At 39.0% G+C, this 16,990-nt stretch carries 17 protein-coding genes; all 17 read right to left on the reverse strand.

Features of this window, described 5'->3' with window-relative positions; all coding sequences use genetic code 11:
• Nucleotides 1–32: 32 nt before the first annotated feature.
• Complete coding sequence (locus MgSA37_RS17285) at nt 33–1,400, reverse strand: hypothetical protein (RefSeq protein ID WP_096353662.1); 1,368 nt, start codon at nt 1,398–1,400, stop codon at nt 33–35.
• A 14-nt stretch (nt 1,401–1,414) separates the two neighbouring features.
• Entirely contained in the window at nt 1,415–2,659 is a 1,245-nt protein-coding gene (locus tag MgSA37_RS17290) for a glycosyltransferase family 4 protein (protein ID WP_096353663.1), read from the reverse strand.
• Between the two features lie 10 nt (nt 2,660–2,669).
• Nucleotides 2,670–3,362 carry a type 2 periplasmic-binding domain-containing protein gene (locus tag MgSA37_RS17295; RefSeq protein WP_157750614.1) on the reverse strand — a complete coding sequence of 231 codons (693 nt, stop codon included), beginning with the start codon at nt 3,360–3,362 and terminating at the stop codon, nt 2,670–2,672.
• Between the two features lie 107 nt (nt 3,363–3,469).
• On the reverse strand, nt 3,470–3,805 hold the full coding sequence (locus MgSA37_RS17300) for a hypothetical protein (protein WP_096353666.1): 336 nt from the start codon (nt 3,803–3,805) through the stop codon (nt 3,470–3,472).
• 1 nt (nt 3,806) lies between these two features.
• On the reverse strand, nt 3,807–4,379 hold the full coding sequence (locus MgSA37_RS17305; RefSeq protein WP_096353668.1) for an acyltransferase: 573 nt from the start codon (nt 4,377–4,379) through the stop codon (nt 3,807–3,809).
• On the reverse strand, nt 4,376–4,816 hold the full coding sequence (locus tag MgSA37_RS29565) for an acyltransferase (protein ID WP_311732888.1): 441 nt from the start codon (nt 4,814–4,816) through the stop codon (nt 4,376–4,378). Before MgSA37_RS29565 ends, MgSA37_RS17305 begins: the two co-directional genes overlap by 4 nt.
• Nucleotides 4,817–4,996: 180 nt before the next feature.
• Nucleotides 4,997–5,767, reverse strand: a complete 771-nt coding sequence (locus MgSA37_RS17315; RefSeq protein ID WP_096353671.1) for a glycosyltransferase family 2 protein — start codon at nt 5,765–5,767, stop codon at nt 4,997–4,999.
• Nucleotides 5,768–5,828: 61 nt separating this feature from the next.
• Nucleotides 5,829–6,563: a sulfotransferase gene (locus tag MgSA37_RS17320; RefSeq protein WP_096353672.1), complete on the reverse strand. Its 735-nt coding sequence runs from the start codon at nt 6,561–6,563 to the stop codon at nt 5,829–5,831.
• The gene (locus MgSA37_RS17325; protein ID WP_096353674.1) at nt 6,556–7,656 is read right to left on the reverse strand and encodes a glycosyltransferase family 8 protein; all 1,101 of its coding nucleotides are present in this window, start codon (nt 7,654–7,656) and stop codon (nt 6,556–6,558) included. The genes MgSA37_RS17320 and MgSA37_RS17325 overlap by 8 nt, the downstream gene beginning before the upstream one ends.
• Nucleotides 7,622–8,911 (reverse strand): lipopolysaccharide biosynthesis protein, encoded by a 1,290-nt coding sequence (locus MgSA37_RS17330; RefSeq protein WP_157750615.1) that lies wholly within the window; start codon nt 8,909–8,911, stop codon nt 7,622–7,624. Before MgSA37_RS17330 ends, MgSA37_RS17325 begins: the two co-directional genes overlap by 35 nt.
• A 76-nt stretch (nt 8,912–8,987) precedes the next feature.
• Nucleotides 8,988–10,727, reverse strand: a complete 1,740-nt coding sequence (locus tag MgSA37_RS17335; protein WP_096353677.1) for a GumC family protein — start codon at nt 10,725–10,727, stop codon at nt 8,988–8,990.
• Nucleotides 10,728–10,855: 128 nt separating this feature from the next.
• Nucleotides 10,856–11,386 (reverse strand): Wzz/FepE/Etk N-terminal domain-containing protein, encoded by a 531-nt coding sequence (locus MgSA37_RS17340; RefSeq protein ID WP_096353679.1) that lies wholly within the window; start codon nt 11,384–11,386, stop codon nt 10,856–10,858.
• Between the two features lie 6 nt (nt 11,387–11,392).
• On the reverse strand, nt 11,393–12,181 hold the full coding sequence (locus MgSA37_RS17345) for a polysaccharide biosynthesis/export family protein (RefSeq protein WP_096353680.1): 789 nt from the start codon (nt 12,179–12,181) through the stop codon (nt 11,393–11,395).
• Between the two features lie 540 nt (nt 12,182–12,721).
• Nucleotides 12,722–13,837: a GDP-mannose 4,6-dehydratase gene (gene gmd, locus MgSA37_RS17350; protein ID WP_096353682.1), complete on the reverse strand. Its 1,116-nt coding sequence runs from the start codon at nt 13,835–13,837 to the stop codon at nt 12,722–12,724.
• Nucleotides 13,838–14,238: 401 nt separating this feature from the next.
• A complete protein-coding gene (gene rfbC, locus MgSA37_RS17355; protein ID WP_096353683.1) occupies nt 14,239–14,793 on the reverse strand; it encodes a dTDP-4-dehydrorhamnose 3,5-epimerase in 555 nt (184 codons plus the stop codon).
• A gap of 17 nt (nt 14,794–14,810) precedes the next feature.
• On the reverse strand, nt 14,811–15,863 hold the full coding sequence (rfbB, locus tag MgSA37_RS17360; protein WP_096353685.1) for a dTDP-glucose 4,6-dehydratase: 1,053 nt from the start codon (nt 15,861–15,863) through the stop codon (nt 14,811–14,813).
• Between the two features lie 40 nt (nt 15,864–15,903).
• Complete coding sequence (fcl, locus tag MgSA37_RS17365; protein WP_096353687.1) at nt 15,904–16,845, reverse strand: GDP-L-fucose synthase; 942 nt, start codon at nt 16,843–16,845, stop codon at nt 15,904–15,906.
• Nucleotides 16,846–16,990 lie beyond the last annotated feature (145 nt).

A 16,990-nucleotide genomic window follows, 5' to 3' on the forward strand; every position in this document is an offset into this window, starting at 1 on the left:
CCTTTCGGCTGTTCGATAAAATTTTACTTTTCTTAATTTTTCTGCCTGTTTGCCCTGCGTGACTTCAATGATGCCGCCAATAATCCGCCTGCTATAATTCCGAAACCCAATTCAGCCGGCTGTCCCCATTGGCCCTGAACTATTTGCAGGAATCCAAAACTAACTAACATCCAGGGTAGCGGATCACTGTCTTTAAATAGCTTTTTAAATGAAAGGCTCGTCAAACGGATAGCTAACGTCACCCGCACAACAATAAACCCACCCCCCAATAAAATTCCCATTTCGGCAATTAGCCTGGCCCACTCTATTTCGCCCAATTGAAATCCGGCATTTCCTGTTGCTATTTTGGCACCAGCGGATGTACCCAATCCCATCCCTAATCCCCAAAATGGGTGATTTGCGGCGTTTCCGATCGCCTTAGACATCAGGCCCAAAAATCGCCCCACTATGGTTCCTTCTACCCCGCCTTCTGATTTACTTGCGGTGCTGAAACGGGTGGTTAACGCGTCGGAGGCAGTAGAGAAAAAAGACAAACTACTCAGTATTGCCAGTACAATTACTACCCCTAGTCCGCCTAATAACACAGTTTTAATATACTTTGGTCTTTTTGCTAAAATGACCAATGCGAACAAAATTGTTATACCGGTTTGAAATATTAAGGTCCTGCTTATGGAAACTGGTAACGAGGTAATTAAAGCAATTGTAGCACAAATTAAAAGCGCGAGTTTTATTTCTTTTAAACTGAACCAAAAGTACAGTACATATGCGCCTGCAAAACCAAAGAACAACGTATTGCCGATAGTAAAAGAAAAAGTACCAGGCGGCCTGTAAAGCCCAAGCGCACCCTGAAAGCCGGCTCCAATACTATCGCTGTTTACACTATGATTTACCCAGGCACTTTGTGGACTATGTAGTTGCAAGACGATTAAAATTGCCATAGGTATAGATAACCACAGCGTAAATTTCCCTATCTTAATTACATCTTCTCTATTAAAAACCCTACCAATTATAAATATTAACGGAAAATGGACCACAAAAATTCTTAATCCATACACTGCTACTACCACATTGCCATGGCCAAAAAGAAGGGCGGTAATAAAACCCACCGCGCCAATTATTAGGGTGGAGGTTAAAAAAACACTTGTTTTAAGATAGCCGCTATTTATTGCAACAACAATTAATACGATTGCAACTGGATCCCTTATTACGAGCAGAGGTGTAGCTAACCCGGGTAAAACCCATTTGCGCAATGCCCCTTCAAAAATTAATAAAATGTAATACAACCATATGCCGCGTTTTAAAAAAATATGAGTTTTCTCCTGCTTGGTGAGTCTCCTCGAATGAACACCCGGGGCTGTACTTTTTTGTTCCAGGGGAACGGCAGAATTAAATTCTTTCATATTATTTCCTGACGTTAATTTTTCTTTTCACAAATTTTCAATACAGCTGCAGCCAACTCATTGCCATAAAACTCCCAGGGGCGCCGCCTTGCCGCTTCTATTGCCTCTATACCGGCTTTCATCACCAAAGAAGGCGACGATAAGATATTTTGTAAAGCAATAATTAACGATTCGGTCGTCCCTGCTTCTACTAACCATCCATTTTCTTCATTGGTTATCAAATCAGGCCCAGCCGTCCGATCTGTTGTAATCACTGGTGTTCCCTGGGCCATCGCCTCTGTGATGACGAGCCCAAATCCTTCAAAGAGTGATGGAAAAATTAAAACATCATGGGCGTGCATCAATTCCAGTATTTCGGAATTAGGTAATGATGGTATCCAGGTGTTTGACTCCAAGCCTTCATTTAGCGGAGCGCAATCACCAGACATTTTTTTCCCAACAATAGTAAGTTCAATATGCGGTTTTAAATATTTCGCTGCTTCAAAAAGATAGGACAATCCTTTTCTTTGGGTTAGGCCTCCAACAAATAACACTTTTAAAGGCCGCTGCCCTTTATAGTCATAAACTTTAATTGGCCCGGGCGTTGGAAAACCATAGGGTATAATATTGATTTGTGGTAAATTACCCGGGAAACTGGCAAGTGTTTTTGCCGTAAAAGTACTCGCTACAAATATATGGTCTGCCAATCTCAGCTCCTCATCTTTTTGATGGAGTTTTCTGTTTGAATCGCTAAGCCCTGTTAATGTAGGAGTCCAGTCCGGATATTTTTTCATTTCTAAAGCCAATAGTTCACGGGCAACCCGCCAGTACCCTATCGGCAGATCATACAGGCATGCAATATTGTTTTCCTTTGCAGTTAAAAATGTTTGTATCGCCCCGTCTTCGTAGGCGTAAACAGCGGCAATTTCATTTTTTCTTTTTCGTACTACTTTAGATACTTTGTGATCAAGCGATTGATAAACGGCGTCAATTGAAAACATCCCGGTTTCATGCTTTGTTAAAGACCTTAATCCGGCCTTTGAAGCTACCATTCGTGCTACTTCCTTAAATGGATTGGTTTGAGTTGAGTAACGAAACGAAGGATCAAAAGTTCTTCGGCGAATTTCCGAGAAACCGGGCAGCCGTGATAACTGGTGTATAAACGATCCGGGGAATGCAGCAACAGAGGTATTAAATTGAATTTCCACGCCGGCGTCGACCAGACCTTTAACGGCAGCCCTAACATTTTGATTCGCAGTAGGATGTGAAATTATAAGCATAAATCCATGGTTAGGTGTGAAGTTCAGATTCAGGTTGAACACTATTAACAAATAACCTGGTAACGGCTGACAAACCATTACCTGCGGGTTGTTTTTCTGATTGAAACGTGATCCCGCCGGTTATAATATCAGCAAAACTCATCGCCGGGTAATTAAAAACGCCGTGTGGAGGCTCAAATCTTACGTTCCTGGGGGTCCACTGTCTGGCGATGCAAATTACAGGTAAATCATGTTCTCTCATGGCAGCGAAAGCGCCGCTTTTCTCCATTTGCGCCAACGGGGTTGAAGACAAGCCAAAATCAGCCCCGGAAAGAAGCATAGAAATTGTTTCAGCAGTTTGTTCACCAATGATTTCAATCGTCAAGCCTGATGTTTCAATAACAGATTTCCATTCAACTATTCTGGCACCCAGCCGGCCTGCAAATAATATAGAAATGGGCCGTTTGTTTTTTATTGAATATTCAGCAGCATCATTGGCAAATTCCTTTATAAAACAGCGCTCCTGGATAATTCCAAAAACTATTATTTTAAGCACATCTCCGGAAGATTTTGTTCCCGTTAATTTTCCGTCACGTTTGATGTTCGAAAACAGCGGTAATAGTTCAGGCTTATAACCCATTGCAATTAACTGCGCCTTGTACACCTGTGTTTGTGTGTGGATGAAAACCGGGTTTAATTTCCTTATTAAAGAGTTAATCAGCATTTTTTGTAAAGCCCCCCAGTATGTATGTTTAATTGAGCTTTCCTTGTCCATTCCAACCCACAATTCATGAAACATTATATGCCATTTATTTCCGGTACTAATTGACTTTAGTTTTGTGCCAAAAAGAATGGCAGCCCCTTTAAATCAAAAGCAAACGGAACATATTGCAGACTTATAATTTCCGGGGAAAACTCCAAAATTGTTTTCTTTAGCAGACTGTAACGAACGTTATCCGATATTCCGGAAGGTATTCTGGTGACTTCAATTTGGTTCTTCAATTCAAACTGGTAACCAGTATATACCTCATCAATATTTCTGTCTTTTATAGCAACAATCGCAGTCTTATGGCCCTCCAAAATCAATTGGCCCGCCATTAGCCTGGTATAATCTCCTACCCCATCCCTGCCTGGTTCAATAGAACCACAAATAAATAGAATATTCATTTTATTTTCTTTCTCCTATTTTTTTTGCGGGCACGCCGGCCCAAATTTCGTTTGGCAGTACTGATTTGGTAACCACTGCGCCGGCTGCTATTATGGCGCCGTCCCCAATACCAACCCCTTTCAGTACAGTTGTATTACATCCTATCCAAACATCATTTCCAATTACTATCGGTCCGTGTTTAGCAGGTTGCTGGCGCATTAGCTTGTTCAGTTTAGTTCCATGGTCATGATCTATAAACCTGCTTCCCGAAGCTATTAAACAATCATTACCAATAGAAATAGACTCACTGATATTAAACTCGCAATTAGCACCGATAAATACATTGTTTCCAATAACAATAGCCGGCCCGGCTTTCCAGATGCCGTCGAATTTAAAATATACGTCCTGCTCAATTTTACAATTATGTCCGATGGCAACCTGGTGCGGCCAGGTTACGTGGAGCTTTGGTATGAATGTACCCTTACCTATTTTCATACCCATCACCATCCAAAATTTCCTTTTCAGCCAGCTGCTCACTTTCTTTAAATATCGAAAGCGCAAAACAAAAATAGTTTGATCAAAAAAATAGCTCATTGAAAAAGCCTTTTATATGAAGCCGTATAGGTAAAGGCCCCGTTAACCGGGCGCTCGCCTATTTTTTTTGCAGGAATACCCGCTACAACTTCAAACGCGTTAACATTACGGGTTACAATACTTCCTGCGGCAATAACGGCTCCCTCGCCAATGGATACGCCCGGAAGAATCATTGCCCTGGTGCCTACCCAAACATAATTTCCAATTGATACCGGTTTGTTTCTGCCGCTCATATCCGAAGTGCTTATGTCATGATCTGCTGTCAGGATCACAACTTCACTTGATATGGATACATTTTCGCCTATCGTTATTCCACCCCGTGTATCCATCCGGCATTTTCCGTTTATCACCGAGTTAATGCCAATAGACAGATCATTCGTTTTGTCAAAGGTGCAGCCCATAAAAATATAACTGCCCTTTGCAATATTAAATCCCATGATCTTTTTATAAAAAATCAATCTTAAAGAGTGACTGGGAATTGACCTGATTATATAATTGCAAATATACAGCCGCAACTCCGATAGGATTTTCCACATAAACTATACTGTTTAAATAAAAGTTTGTTAATACAAACCCTGGTTATAAAAAAACCATTAAAACGTTAAACCAAATTTTTTCTAAAAAAAACCCAAACCTTTAAATGAATATTTGACCAAAAGGGCTGAAGATGAAAAAAATTGGTTTATCAATATTTTAATCCTGAGAAAACGAAAAGATTTATCAACTTTAATATTATGTTTCGCCATGAAATACCTGTTTGAGAAAATCCATTTTTTGTATCCTTTAAAAGGTTTTACAATTCTCCAGGGGTGGATTACTTTGGCACCAGGTACAAACACTATTTTTTCTTTGGACTTTACGCGGCGATGAAAATCAAGATCTTCCATGGCCGCGAATGGAAATTCTTCGTCGAAGCAGCCGACTTCGTAAAATAGTTTTTTTTCAATTGCGAAATTACACGACCAAAGACAACCACCATGTAAATTTAAAGGAGACTCCTCGTCAAATCTTTTTCTTGGCCTTTCGGCATCCGTTAAGCCTTCTAAAACTTTAGCAGCACCTGATTTAATTTCATTGCTATACGCACTTATCCAGCGATCAGTTGGTAAACAATCATCATCGGTAAAAAGCAGCCATTCACCTTGTGCCACTTTAACGCCATTGTTCCTGTTTGCAGCAGGGCCCATTTTAGGCCCCTCAACCCATTTAACCCATGGAAAACTATCTTCTATGAGTTTTTTGGTTTGGCTATCGGTATTATCATCACTTACAATAACTTCGTAATCATTTAGGGATAACAACTGAACTTCAGGAGCCAAACAGTTAAGGCAGTTGGATAACAAATCATTTCGGTTGTACGTGGGGATTATAACTGATAACCTTGGCATAAATTAATATTTTTATTTTCAGTTTATATATATTCTATAATTATTACCTTGTGTTTAGTAACTATAAATTAATTTTTTTAAGCCGTTTAAGCAGAAAATATAGAGGTATATGTCTATTGAAAAAATAATTCACTCTATTTCTAAAACTTATTCCTTTTTTTTCATTAGCACGGGGGAGTGTGGTTTCGGTAGTTTCGATATTTAAAAACGCGCATAGTTTATTAAAAGATTCATCACTTTTTTCAATATCGATGACTATCAGTTGCCCGGGTTTGTCCTTAAAAAACTCGAGTACATCTTGCTCGTGCTTCTTATATGCGGCAACCAATTTCCCCTTGTCAAACCTTGTAGTTTGATAGGCACTATATAACATTTCATCATTCAAATAGCCCCAATTCCAAAGTACGCATCCATCATGAAGCATCCATTTCATGCTTTTGAGCCATTTCTCCAGCGGCCTTGTCGTATAAATAAATTTACTTCCCGGAAATACGTGATATAACTCCTTATAATATTGCGGGATTGGAAGATCCGAAAATGCATCGTATTTGTTCAACAGCTCATTTGGCGGCTCCGCGGACGCCAGCACTTTTCTTTCCTTCGACGCCCTCCACTTGCTGTATTTGGTTTTAGTTACGTTAAAACTGAATTTATAATTGCTGTTGACAACATCAGGGAAAGCAAATAACGACAAAGGGAAATGAATAGATTTTATTCCCACCGACTGCAGAAAATGATCGATAGAGGTTGTCCCGGTTCTGGACAAGCCGATACAGAAAATCTTTTTATTATCCATTGCAAATCATTTTAGTTTTAATCTTTATTTCCCAATCATACATCAATGTGGCAATCGTTTCTTGTTCCCGGTGTAGCGCAGCATTAATTTTATTAATATTTTGCCAATGTGCCGAAGCATTTTTTAACCTATCCAAAGCATTTTTATTTTTCAGGACCCGATAAAAAACCATCTTTGCCCTATAATATGCCAGCAGTGGATTTAAAAACTTAAGCTTAAATTCGTAGGCTCTTTTATCAGTGGTATACGTTTCAAAATTCTGTAACGGAAAACCAACAATTTCCAATATCCGTACAAACATTTGGTATTCAGGCTGCATATAAAAAAAGAGCCATGGTTTATCTTTAGTAACAAAATGTAAATTGATCTCGAATTTTTTTAATTTTTCAAGTACAAGCACAGGGTTAAATACTTTTTTGTGGGATTGCACATTCCACGATGAATCTAAATATTTAACCTTATTGTAAAGGATTACATTTAATGCGCTTTGATCGAATATTTTACAGTGTTCGTGGTAGTCTTTTAAATAGGTAAAGGATTTTAATGCTATTTCATCCACCCTGAATTTCTTTAAATTCATCACCATCAAACCAGAATTAAAATGCGGTGCATCGCCGTTGATACCAAGTTCCTCATATATGGCACAATCGTTCTTTATAGTGCATATGAGTGTTTCAAGGCAAACGGCAGCATGTTCTTGAAGTTCCATCTCCCACAATTCAGCTATGTCTTTTAATACTAAAATATCAGCATCTATGTAAATTACCTTATCAATTTTTAGCAACGAGGGTAAAAGCAAGCGTGCATAGGCCATTTTACTGTCGAAAAAGAAAGCAGGGAAATCAGAAAATTCGTTTGTGTTGATTTGAATAAAATCAACTTCAGCCGAATGCTTGAAATTTTTTATAACGCTTTTAAACTTCGAAACTGAAGATGCCGTTATTCCTCCATCCAAAATGTGAAAAACATAATGATAGGATAAATCTGCACTGGCAAGCAAACTGGAAACAGTGCCGAGTAATCCCGGAAAATAACGCTCATCACACGATAAAGCGACATCAATCCGTGGCAGGTTGTTTTCTTGTAAATCCATAAATAGATACTATTATTCTGACTAGTAACGCATAAGTTGAAACAAAAATGGCCATCAGTAACACGTTGTATGAAACCGATAAGTCGAACTTGATTATAAAAAAAACCTGAACAAGGATAATGCCCGGTATCGACACTGCGGGCATCCAGGCATAAAGCCATTTTCGGGCCGAGTTCATATTCCATACCAGGGTATTTAAGAATACAATGCCCGAATCATATATTACCAAACGAACTTCCGGCTCCAGCCCGTAATAATTTTTGCCTAGCAGCAATAAAAAAACACCAGGATAAAAATAGCCAAAAAGGTCAAGCAGCAAAACACCGAAAGCAGCCATAAGAAAAACCAACAAAAACATTTTCAGCAGCTTGCTCTGCGGTTGCCGGGCAATCAGCGGCGTAACGATGATACTTGCACCAATATTTAAAACAGAAAACAAACTGGATAACCGGCCCAGTGCCCCTATTTCAGCAATATGGGCGGTTTTTCCAAACACGCTTATTATTAAAATGGTTATTTGTGATTGAAAAGCGGCAAAAACCATCCCCGGGATAACGGGTTTAATATATGCCAGCATTTCTTTTTTGGTATGTGCCGACGGACGTTCGGGTTCATCAACATATTCTCTTGCCAGCCTTTTATAGATCAATCCATTGAACAACATTAAGGCAGAAACAATATACGACGCTACTGAGCTTGTTAAAACTTTGCATAAATAGGCAAGGTAAGTTGCTATACCCCTTAAAATATTCCCGGCAACTTCAAGCTTGTAAATTGTGCCTAATTTTCGATGAATCTGAAAGGGAGGTTTGTAATACGATATCCAGCCACTAAAATAGGAGTTGGTAATTATGGAGCCCAATAATAACAGGATAACACTCCAGGGCCAATGCTGGTTTCGTGCAAGGATTGGGTAGCAAATACAGCAAACAATGCTCACGATGATAAACAGCTTATTGCGGTACGACATACCGGCAACAATGTATTCGCCTAATACCCGCTTGTCGTTTACCCTGGTGCCCACCAGCGCTATAATAGCACCGGCAAAACCAAACTCAATAAACATTTGGGAGGTAGCCTGGAAGGCAAGAGCCATGCTGTATTGCGCATATTCTACTTTCGACAGGGCTCTTAAAATAAAAATGCCAATGATTAAAGTCGTTAACTGGATCAAACCTTGCCCAACAAAAAATTTGGACATCAAAACCACTGAGGTACGTATTCTGCTTTTATGTTTAACGTATAGTTTGATCAAAATTATTGAATTTAGATAAGTGCAACGTTTTTTTAGAACTGAGGTTTTTTGTTATTTGCCTTAAACTGCAAAAAACCTATTTTCCGAACAATTTGCCAATCCATGATTGTTTTTTCGGTTCATTACCGTCATAATAGCCATAACCGTATCCATATCCATAACCGTAACCGTAACCGTAACCGTAACTTGATTTCGATTCGGAAATATCGTTTACTACAATACTTATCCGGCGCATTTTACCTGATCTGTACAATTCATCTGCTATATTTAATTGCCTTTTATAGGTAAACTTTTGCCTTACAACATAAATAACCAGGTCAGCGTACTTTTCTAATAGTTGAGCATCAGCAACTAAACCGATTGGCGGCGTATCAATAATTATGTAGTCAAATTCCTTCTTCAGGGCTTCCATAAAAGCAGGGGTCTTTTCACTCAACAGAATTTCAGCGGGATTTGGTGGTACCTGGCCCGAAGATATAATGAAAAAATTTTCGTGATAAGTAGTTGGCTTTATAATGTCTGCCAGTTGAATTTTATTTGAAATAATGTATTCAGAAAAACCGTTTGCATTATCAATTTCCAACTTCTTCGATAGCCCGGGTTTTCTTAAATCCATTTCCATTACCAATACTTTTTTACCTAAAATTGCCAAAGCCATCCCTAAATTCAATGATAAAAATGATTTCCCCTCACCTGATGCACTTGAGGTAAATAACAAAACCTTTTCATTTTCATTTTTCAGGTAAAATTGCAAGTTTGTACGCAGCGCCCTGAATTGTTCAGCTATTGCCGACCTGGTACCCTGATTTACAACAATTACCTCTTCGGTATTTGTGCCGCTATTTGAGATTTCCCCAATAATTGGTATTTGCGTTTTCTCTTTGATATCGTCCCGGGTAATTATCCTGGTATTTAACAAATCGATTACAACAATGAGCAGAACCGGCAAGATGAGCGCTAGTATAATTACTACATTATAAACTGTGCTTTTTAACGGGCTTATAGGAAGCATGCTTGCTTTGGGATAGTCTATCAGTTTTGAATTGGCAAAATTTGCGGTTCTTTCAATGGCTGTTTCCTCTTTCTTTTGCTTTAGAAAAACATAAAGCTGTTGCTCAACCATTTGATCGCGCGTTAGTCCAAGGAAGGTGCGTTCCGCAACAGGTACATCCTGCACATTATTATGAAAGCCACCTATCTGTGATTGCAATTGCTGCCTTGTGGTGATTAGCGACCTTAAGTAACTATTGATGTTATTGATCATTTGCGATCGCAGATCGCTTATTTGTGTGTCTAAATTTTGGATATACGGATTATTTTCCGTGTTAGAAAGCAATTGCCTGGCACGTTCCTGCAGCAGCTGGTTGTAACGATCGGCTAAGCCATTCAGGCTTAAATCAGATGTTAACGCACTCGGGAATATGCGTTGACTATTTTTTTCATCTTTCAGATAATCTCTTAATTCAGTCAGGATCTTAATTTGTGTTTCATTTTGTACAGCCTGGTTGGTAGAGGTGCTGTAGTTATCCATTAAAAGACGGGATTGTTCAGTTATATCCGCAAGATTATTGTGCTGCTTAAAGTTTTGAATGCGCTGCTCAACTGCTGCTAATTCTTGTCCTACACCAATAACACGGGCATCAATAAATTTAATTGTGCTGTCATTGGTTTGGTTTTTATCTTTTATATTTTCCTCCTGGTAAATTTTAACCAGTTGGTTAAGTATGGCTTCCGTTTTCTCACGTACGGGATCATTAATGGTTAACTGCAGGATGGTTGATTTGGGATCACCGGACATTACTGAAAGATTCGCCATATAATATTCAACCACTGAATCGAAGTTGCGGATTGAAAACGTATATTTTCCAGGTTTAAGGCTGAGGTTTGAAATACGATGGATTGTTACTATGCCCAGTCCGTTGCAATAAAACGGTTGCTCAAATTTTACATTTTTTTTATTTTGCCATTTGAAAACGTTATAGTGCCCCTCTTTTCGATTAAAACCCCATAAGAAGAAGGCTTGATATCCGAAATTTTGGCAGTATAATCTATTTTAAACGGAGGGCGGTATAATTCTGATGTTTTAACGGTACCTTCAAATGTGTAAACTTCCTGCAGCATTAAACTGCTTACCACCTTATCCATGATAAACCGGGTTTTAAGGATGGCTATTTCATTTTCTACACCGTTATCTGTATTAAACACGCTACTGAGATCGACAAGTGCAGACGAGGCCGCACCGCCACCACCCAGACCCGGGCCACTTGCATTGTTTTTTATTAAAAGCTGCGCCGATGCTGTATATATTTGTGTTGCAAAACGCAGGTAGGCAAATCCCGATAACATACAGATTACAAAAGATATTAAGAACCAATGCCACTTTACAAGCATTTTTAAAAGTAACCGGTTTATAACCCCGTTACCTTTTTCAATTTCCGGTTCTAATTCTGAAGTGTTGGTGGAAAGGCCTGACATATTTGTTTATTTGAATCTGATTAAAATTAGCGTTAGCACTGTGATGACAGAAAGCACGAGCTGGATGTTTTGTCGTTTAGTGGATGCCTCTACATCCGATTTTATTTTATTGGGCTCTACGTAGATCAGATCATTGTTTTTTAAATAAAAATAGCGCGATTTATAAATGTTTGTCGACAGCAAATTCAAACGAACAAATACTTTTTCACCCAAACTGTCTCTAACCAACAAAATATTATCGCGTTTACCATTAATAGTAAGGTCGCCGGCCAAACCGATCGCGTCCATCACAGAAAACCGCTCGTTCGGTATTACATAACTTGAAGGATGAGTCACCTCACCCAGAACGGTTACTTTATAATTTGCAAACCTGACCTGAACCGACGGCATTTTTAAAAAATACTTGGCCTTTTCGGCAATTAAGTTACTTGCCTCGGTTGTTGTAAGGCCTGAAAGCTTAATCTTGCCGATCATGGGAATTTGAACCATACCTTCGCTATTCACCAAATAGCCGCTAATAATTTGTTGAGTACCCTGGTTTGCTGCGCCAAATGAACTTGCAGCTGCCTGGTTAACCGGAAGACTTGCAAGTGGATCTACCGTTTGGATGGTTATTGACAAAATATCATCTGGCTCAATCAAAGGAGCTTTAAAATTGGGGAGTACGACATGCTTTGATGCGCCACTATCAGGAAAATCCTCAAAATATTTGGTCCGCACGTGAGGGGAACAAGAACTGAAAATAATTGCACCTGCAAAAAAAGCCAGAAGGTGTATGTAAAAGTTATTTTTCATATAAACTTATAAGCTGGGAATATTATGACCCGTTTTCCAGAGCCAGGTATAAACCATTAATAAACCGACCGAATTCAAGGAAATAAATAATGATATTCTCAATATTTGATAAAACACCCAAATAAGAGGACATCACTTTTTAATTAAAACCTAATACCCTAATTATTTTGTGCAATGTGTATTAATTGGTCAGTCTTTTAAACCGATAAACATGCACTCTGTTTTAAATAACGTACCGCGCCAGTAACATTTCTATTTTATAACGCACGGAATGAAACAATTCAAAGATATAAAAAAAGCATAAAAAGGTAATTTTTTTGAAATATTTTTAATAAAACATGCAATAAACCATAAAAAAAACAATCAAAATGATAATTTATTAATAATAATATAAGACATCAAAAAACAGGAGGTGCTTCGTAAAACGCATCTCATCAATACCCAACTCTTATTGCCAACACAATTAAATAACTGAAAAATTGCATATTTCGATGAAAGACAGCGGGAAATTTCCAGCAGTTTATTTCTAATGGCACTCAATTATTCGTACTGGTTTTTTATCCCATAACCCGCTTCTTTTAAAAAGCTATCTCTCAGAAAAAGTTCCAGGTCTGCGGCCACCATCTCTTTAACAAGGCCCTGTAAATCGTATTTAGGTTGCCAGCCAAGTTTTGACATTGATTTTGCAGGATCGCCTATTAATAAATCAACCTCCGTCGGCCTGAAGTATTGAGGGTCAACTGCGACTATTTCCTTGCCTATTTCTAACTGAAAATCGGGGTTACTGCAATACGCTACATATCCTTTTTCATCGGCCTGGTCACCCTTAAAAACCACTTCTATCCCAAGCTCGGCAAATGCTAACCGGACAAACTCTCTCACACGGGTAGTTACGCCGGTTGCAATAACAAAGTCTTCGGGGGTTTCCTGCTGCAAAATCAAATACATCGCTTCAACATAATCTTTGGCATGGCCCCAGTCACGTTGGGCATCAAGGTTACCCAAATAAATTTTATCCTGTAACCCCAATGCTATTTTGGCTACGCCCCTTGTTATTTTACGCGTTACAAATGTTTCGCCGCGTAAGGGGCTTTCATGGTTAAATAAAATGCCATTACAAGCGAACATACCATATGCTTCACGATAATTTACAGTAATCCAGTAGGCATATAACTTCGCAACCGCATATGGGCTACGGGGATAAAAGGGAGTGGTTTCGGATTGCGGGACAGCTTGCACCAAGCCATAAAGTTCAGAAGTGGAAGCCTGGTAGATCCGTGTTTTTTTTTGAAGGCCCAGTATGCGGATAGCTTCGAGCAAACGCAGGGTGCCTATACCGTCGGCGTTGGCAGTATACTCTGGTGTATCAAAACTAACTTTTACATGCGACATCGCTCCGAGGTTATAAATTTCATCGGGCTGAACCTGCTGAACAATCCGTATCAGGTTTGTTGAATCGCTCAGATCGCCGAAATGCAGGATCATATTGGTTTCGCCCTCATGGGAATCCTGATATAAATGATCAATACGTTCGGTATTAAACAATGAAGAGCGTCGTTTTATACCGTGCACTTCGTACCCCTTCGATAACAATAATTCTGTAAGATACGCTCCGTCCTGGCCGGTGACTCCGGTAATTAAAGCTTTTTTTTTCATAGATAGAAAATTTCCGTATTAAACATTCATTAATAAAACATTAATTTCAATGTTATATTTTTAAATAATACGCTGTAAAGCTTCTAAATTAGCAAAAAAAATAAAGAAACCAATAAAAAATTAAAAATTGAAATAGTTACATGCACCCGCACTAAAATCTTTATTCCTTTATTTATTTATAAATCAAATATTAACCGGCCGTGAAGCGGCCCTTTAATACCTTTATAAAACCTGGCGGGAGACATGTAAAAAAGAAAAATCAGGAATTTCCATTGTTCAACAGGATACGGTAGATTAATTCCAAAGTCCTTTACAAAATTTTAAATAAATAAAAATTTTACCCCCGGGGCTTTACAGGGTCGGACGCATAAAAAAGAAAAGTGGTGGTTTTATTTGATCATTTAAAATCCGAAGTCGGGTGCATCTTTTAAAAATGGCAGCTCCTTATCTTTATCAGAAACCAATAATTCGTTAAATGGCATGCCCCAATTAATATCCAGATCCGGGTCGGCATAATGAACCCCCCCTTCTGAGGCTTTATGATAATAATTATCGCACTTATACTGAAAAACGGCTTCATCGCTCAGCACAATAAAGCCATGCCCGAAGCCACGTGGTATAAATAACTGCCTGTTATTCTGTTCTGATAATTCTATTGAAAACGTTTGTCCGAATGTTGCCGATTTTTTTCGAAGATCAATAGCGATATCCAATACAGCTCCCCTGGTCACCCGCACCAGCTTGGATTGGGCGTATTCACCTTTCTGAAAATGAAGCCCTCTTAAAACGCCCCGGGTTGAAAAAGACTGGTTGTCCTGTACAAAAACAATTTCAGCACCAACCCCCTCGTTAAATGTTTTTGCATTATACGATTCAAAAAAATAGCCCCGGCCATCGTTAAATATACGTGGTTCAATAATAAAGCACCCTTCAAGCGCAATTGGTATAAATGTCATTTCAGAGGTGTAACTGGTTATCTGTTTTCGTACTGATGGTCATAATAGCTGGCATAAGCGCCGCTGGTTACATTGTTTAGCCAGGTTTTATTATTCAAAAACCAGTCAATGGTTGCTGAAAGGCCTTCTTCAAATGTTACCGAAGGCTTCCATCCCAACTCTTTGTTTATTTTGCCGGCATCAATGGCATATCTTCTGTCGTGCCCGGGCCTGTCTTTAACATAAGTGATCAGTTGCTGGCTGGTGCCTGGCTCCCGGCCCAGTTTTTCATCCATTTGTTTACACAACAGCATCACCAGGTCAATGTTTTTCCACTCGTTAAAACCGCCGATATTATAAGTATCGCCAATTTTACCTTCATGAAACAACAAGTCGATTGCAATAGCGTGATCTTTTACATAAAGCCAATCGCGTGTATATTTTCCGTCGCCATAAACTGGCAGCGGCTTATTATTGATGATGTTGTTGATACTAAGCGGAATTAATTTTTCAGGGAAGTGATTTGGTCCGTAATTGTTAGAACAATTGGAGATGATGGTTTTTATACCATAAGTATCATAATAAGCACGCACAAAATGATCTGATGCGGCCTTGCTGGCACTGTATGGCGAATGCGGATCGTACCTGGTTTCTTCGGTAAACAAGCCTTCATCGCCCAATGCGCCATAAACTTCGTCCGTTGAAATGTGGTAAAATAAATGACCAGTGTAATCAGCCTTCCATTTTTCCTTCGCCACTTCAAGCAAATTTACCGTCCCGATAACGTTGGTATAAACAAAATCCATTGGGCTCAGTATCGATCGGTCGACATGCGATTCTGCCGCCAGGTGAACAATATCTGTTACGCCATACTTATCAAAAATAGCGCTGATCGTCGTCTTATCCTTAATGTCCGCTTTTTCAAAAACGTAGTTTGGCTTGTCTTCGATATCTACAAGGTTCTCCAGGTTGCCCGCATAGGTAAGCGCATCTACATTAATTATTAAATATTGGGGGTACCGGTTTACAAAACGCCGTACAACATGCGACCCAATAAATCCGGCACCACCGGTAATAATTATTTTTTTCATTTACTTTTTTTATACTTATACGTAGCCAGGCGTTGGTTGTTTAGCTTATTGCAATATTTTCTTTTGACAAAAAGTCCCGGTATGCTAAAGTTATTCCCTCTTCAAGTTCAATTTTATGTTGCCAGCCTTTATGATGTAATTTACTCACATCCATTAGTTTACGTGGTGTTCCGTCAGGCTTTGAAGCGTCGAAATTTATTTCGCCCTCATAACCAACGATCCTTTTTATCAACAAGGCAAGGTCTTTTATAGTAACATCTTGTCCTGTACCAATATTCACCAGACCAGGCTCATCATAATTTTGCATTAAATAGTAGCATGCGTCGGCCAGGTCATCAGCAAATAAAAATTCTCTTTTGGGCGATCCTGTTCCCCAAATAGTAACGGCGGAAGCATTTTGTTCCTTAGCCTCATGAAAACGCCTTATTAAAGCGGGCAGCACATGCGAATTTTGGGGATGATAATTATCGTTATACCCATATAAATTTGTGGGCATTACCGAAATAAAGTTACAACCGTACTGGTCGCGATAAGCATCGCACATTTTTATGCCGGCAATTTTTGCAATAGCATAAGGTTCGTTGGTGTGCTCAAGGGGGCCTGTGAGTAAATATTCCTCCTTCAGCGGCTGAGGCGCCATCTTCGGATAAATACAGCTGGATCCTAAAAACATCAGCTTTTTAACATTATGCAGGTATGAATTATGGATAACGTTGTTTTGGATCTGTAAATTATCATATAAAAATTCGGCCCGGTAAATGTTATTCGCCATTATGCCACCTACCTTGGCAGCAGCTAAAAAAACATAATCAGGTTTTTCAAGTTCAAAAAATTCAGCTACCTGCCGCTGGTCACGTAAATCAAGGTTTGCCGAATTCCTGGTAATAAAGTTGGTAAAACCTTCATTTTCAAGTTTTCGATGAATAGCCGATCCAACCATTCCCCGGTGTCCTGCTATGTAAATCCTTGCTGATCTATCCATATGGTTCTTTTTTTTATAAACAAATATAGGTTTTTAAAATCCCGCTTATTAAGAATATCTTCAATTTTACTAATAGTTAAACAAGTGCTCGCCCTTTTGCATTCCGATGGAAAAAATAACGGGCTATTAATTATTAAATTATCGC

This window comes from Mucilaginibacter gotjawali (genome assembly GCF_002355435.1).
In the GTDB taxonomy this organism is placed as follows: domain Bacteria; phylum Bacteroidota; class Bacteroidia; order Sphingobacteriales; family Sphingobacteriaceae; genus Mucilaginibacter; species Mucilaginibacter gotjawali.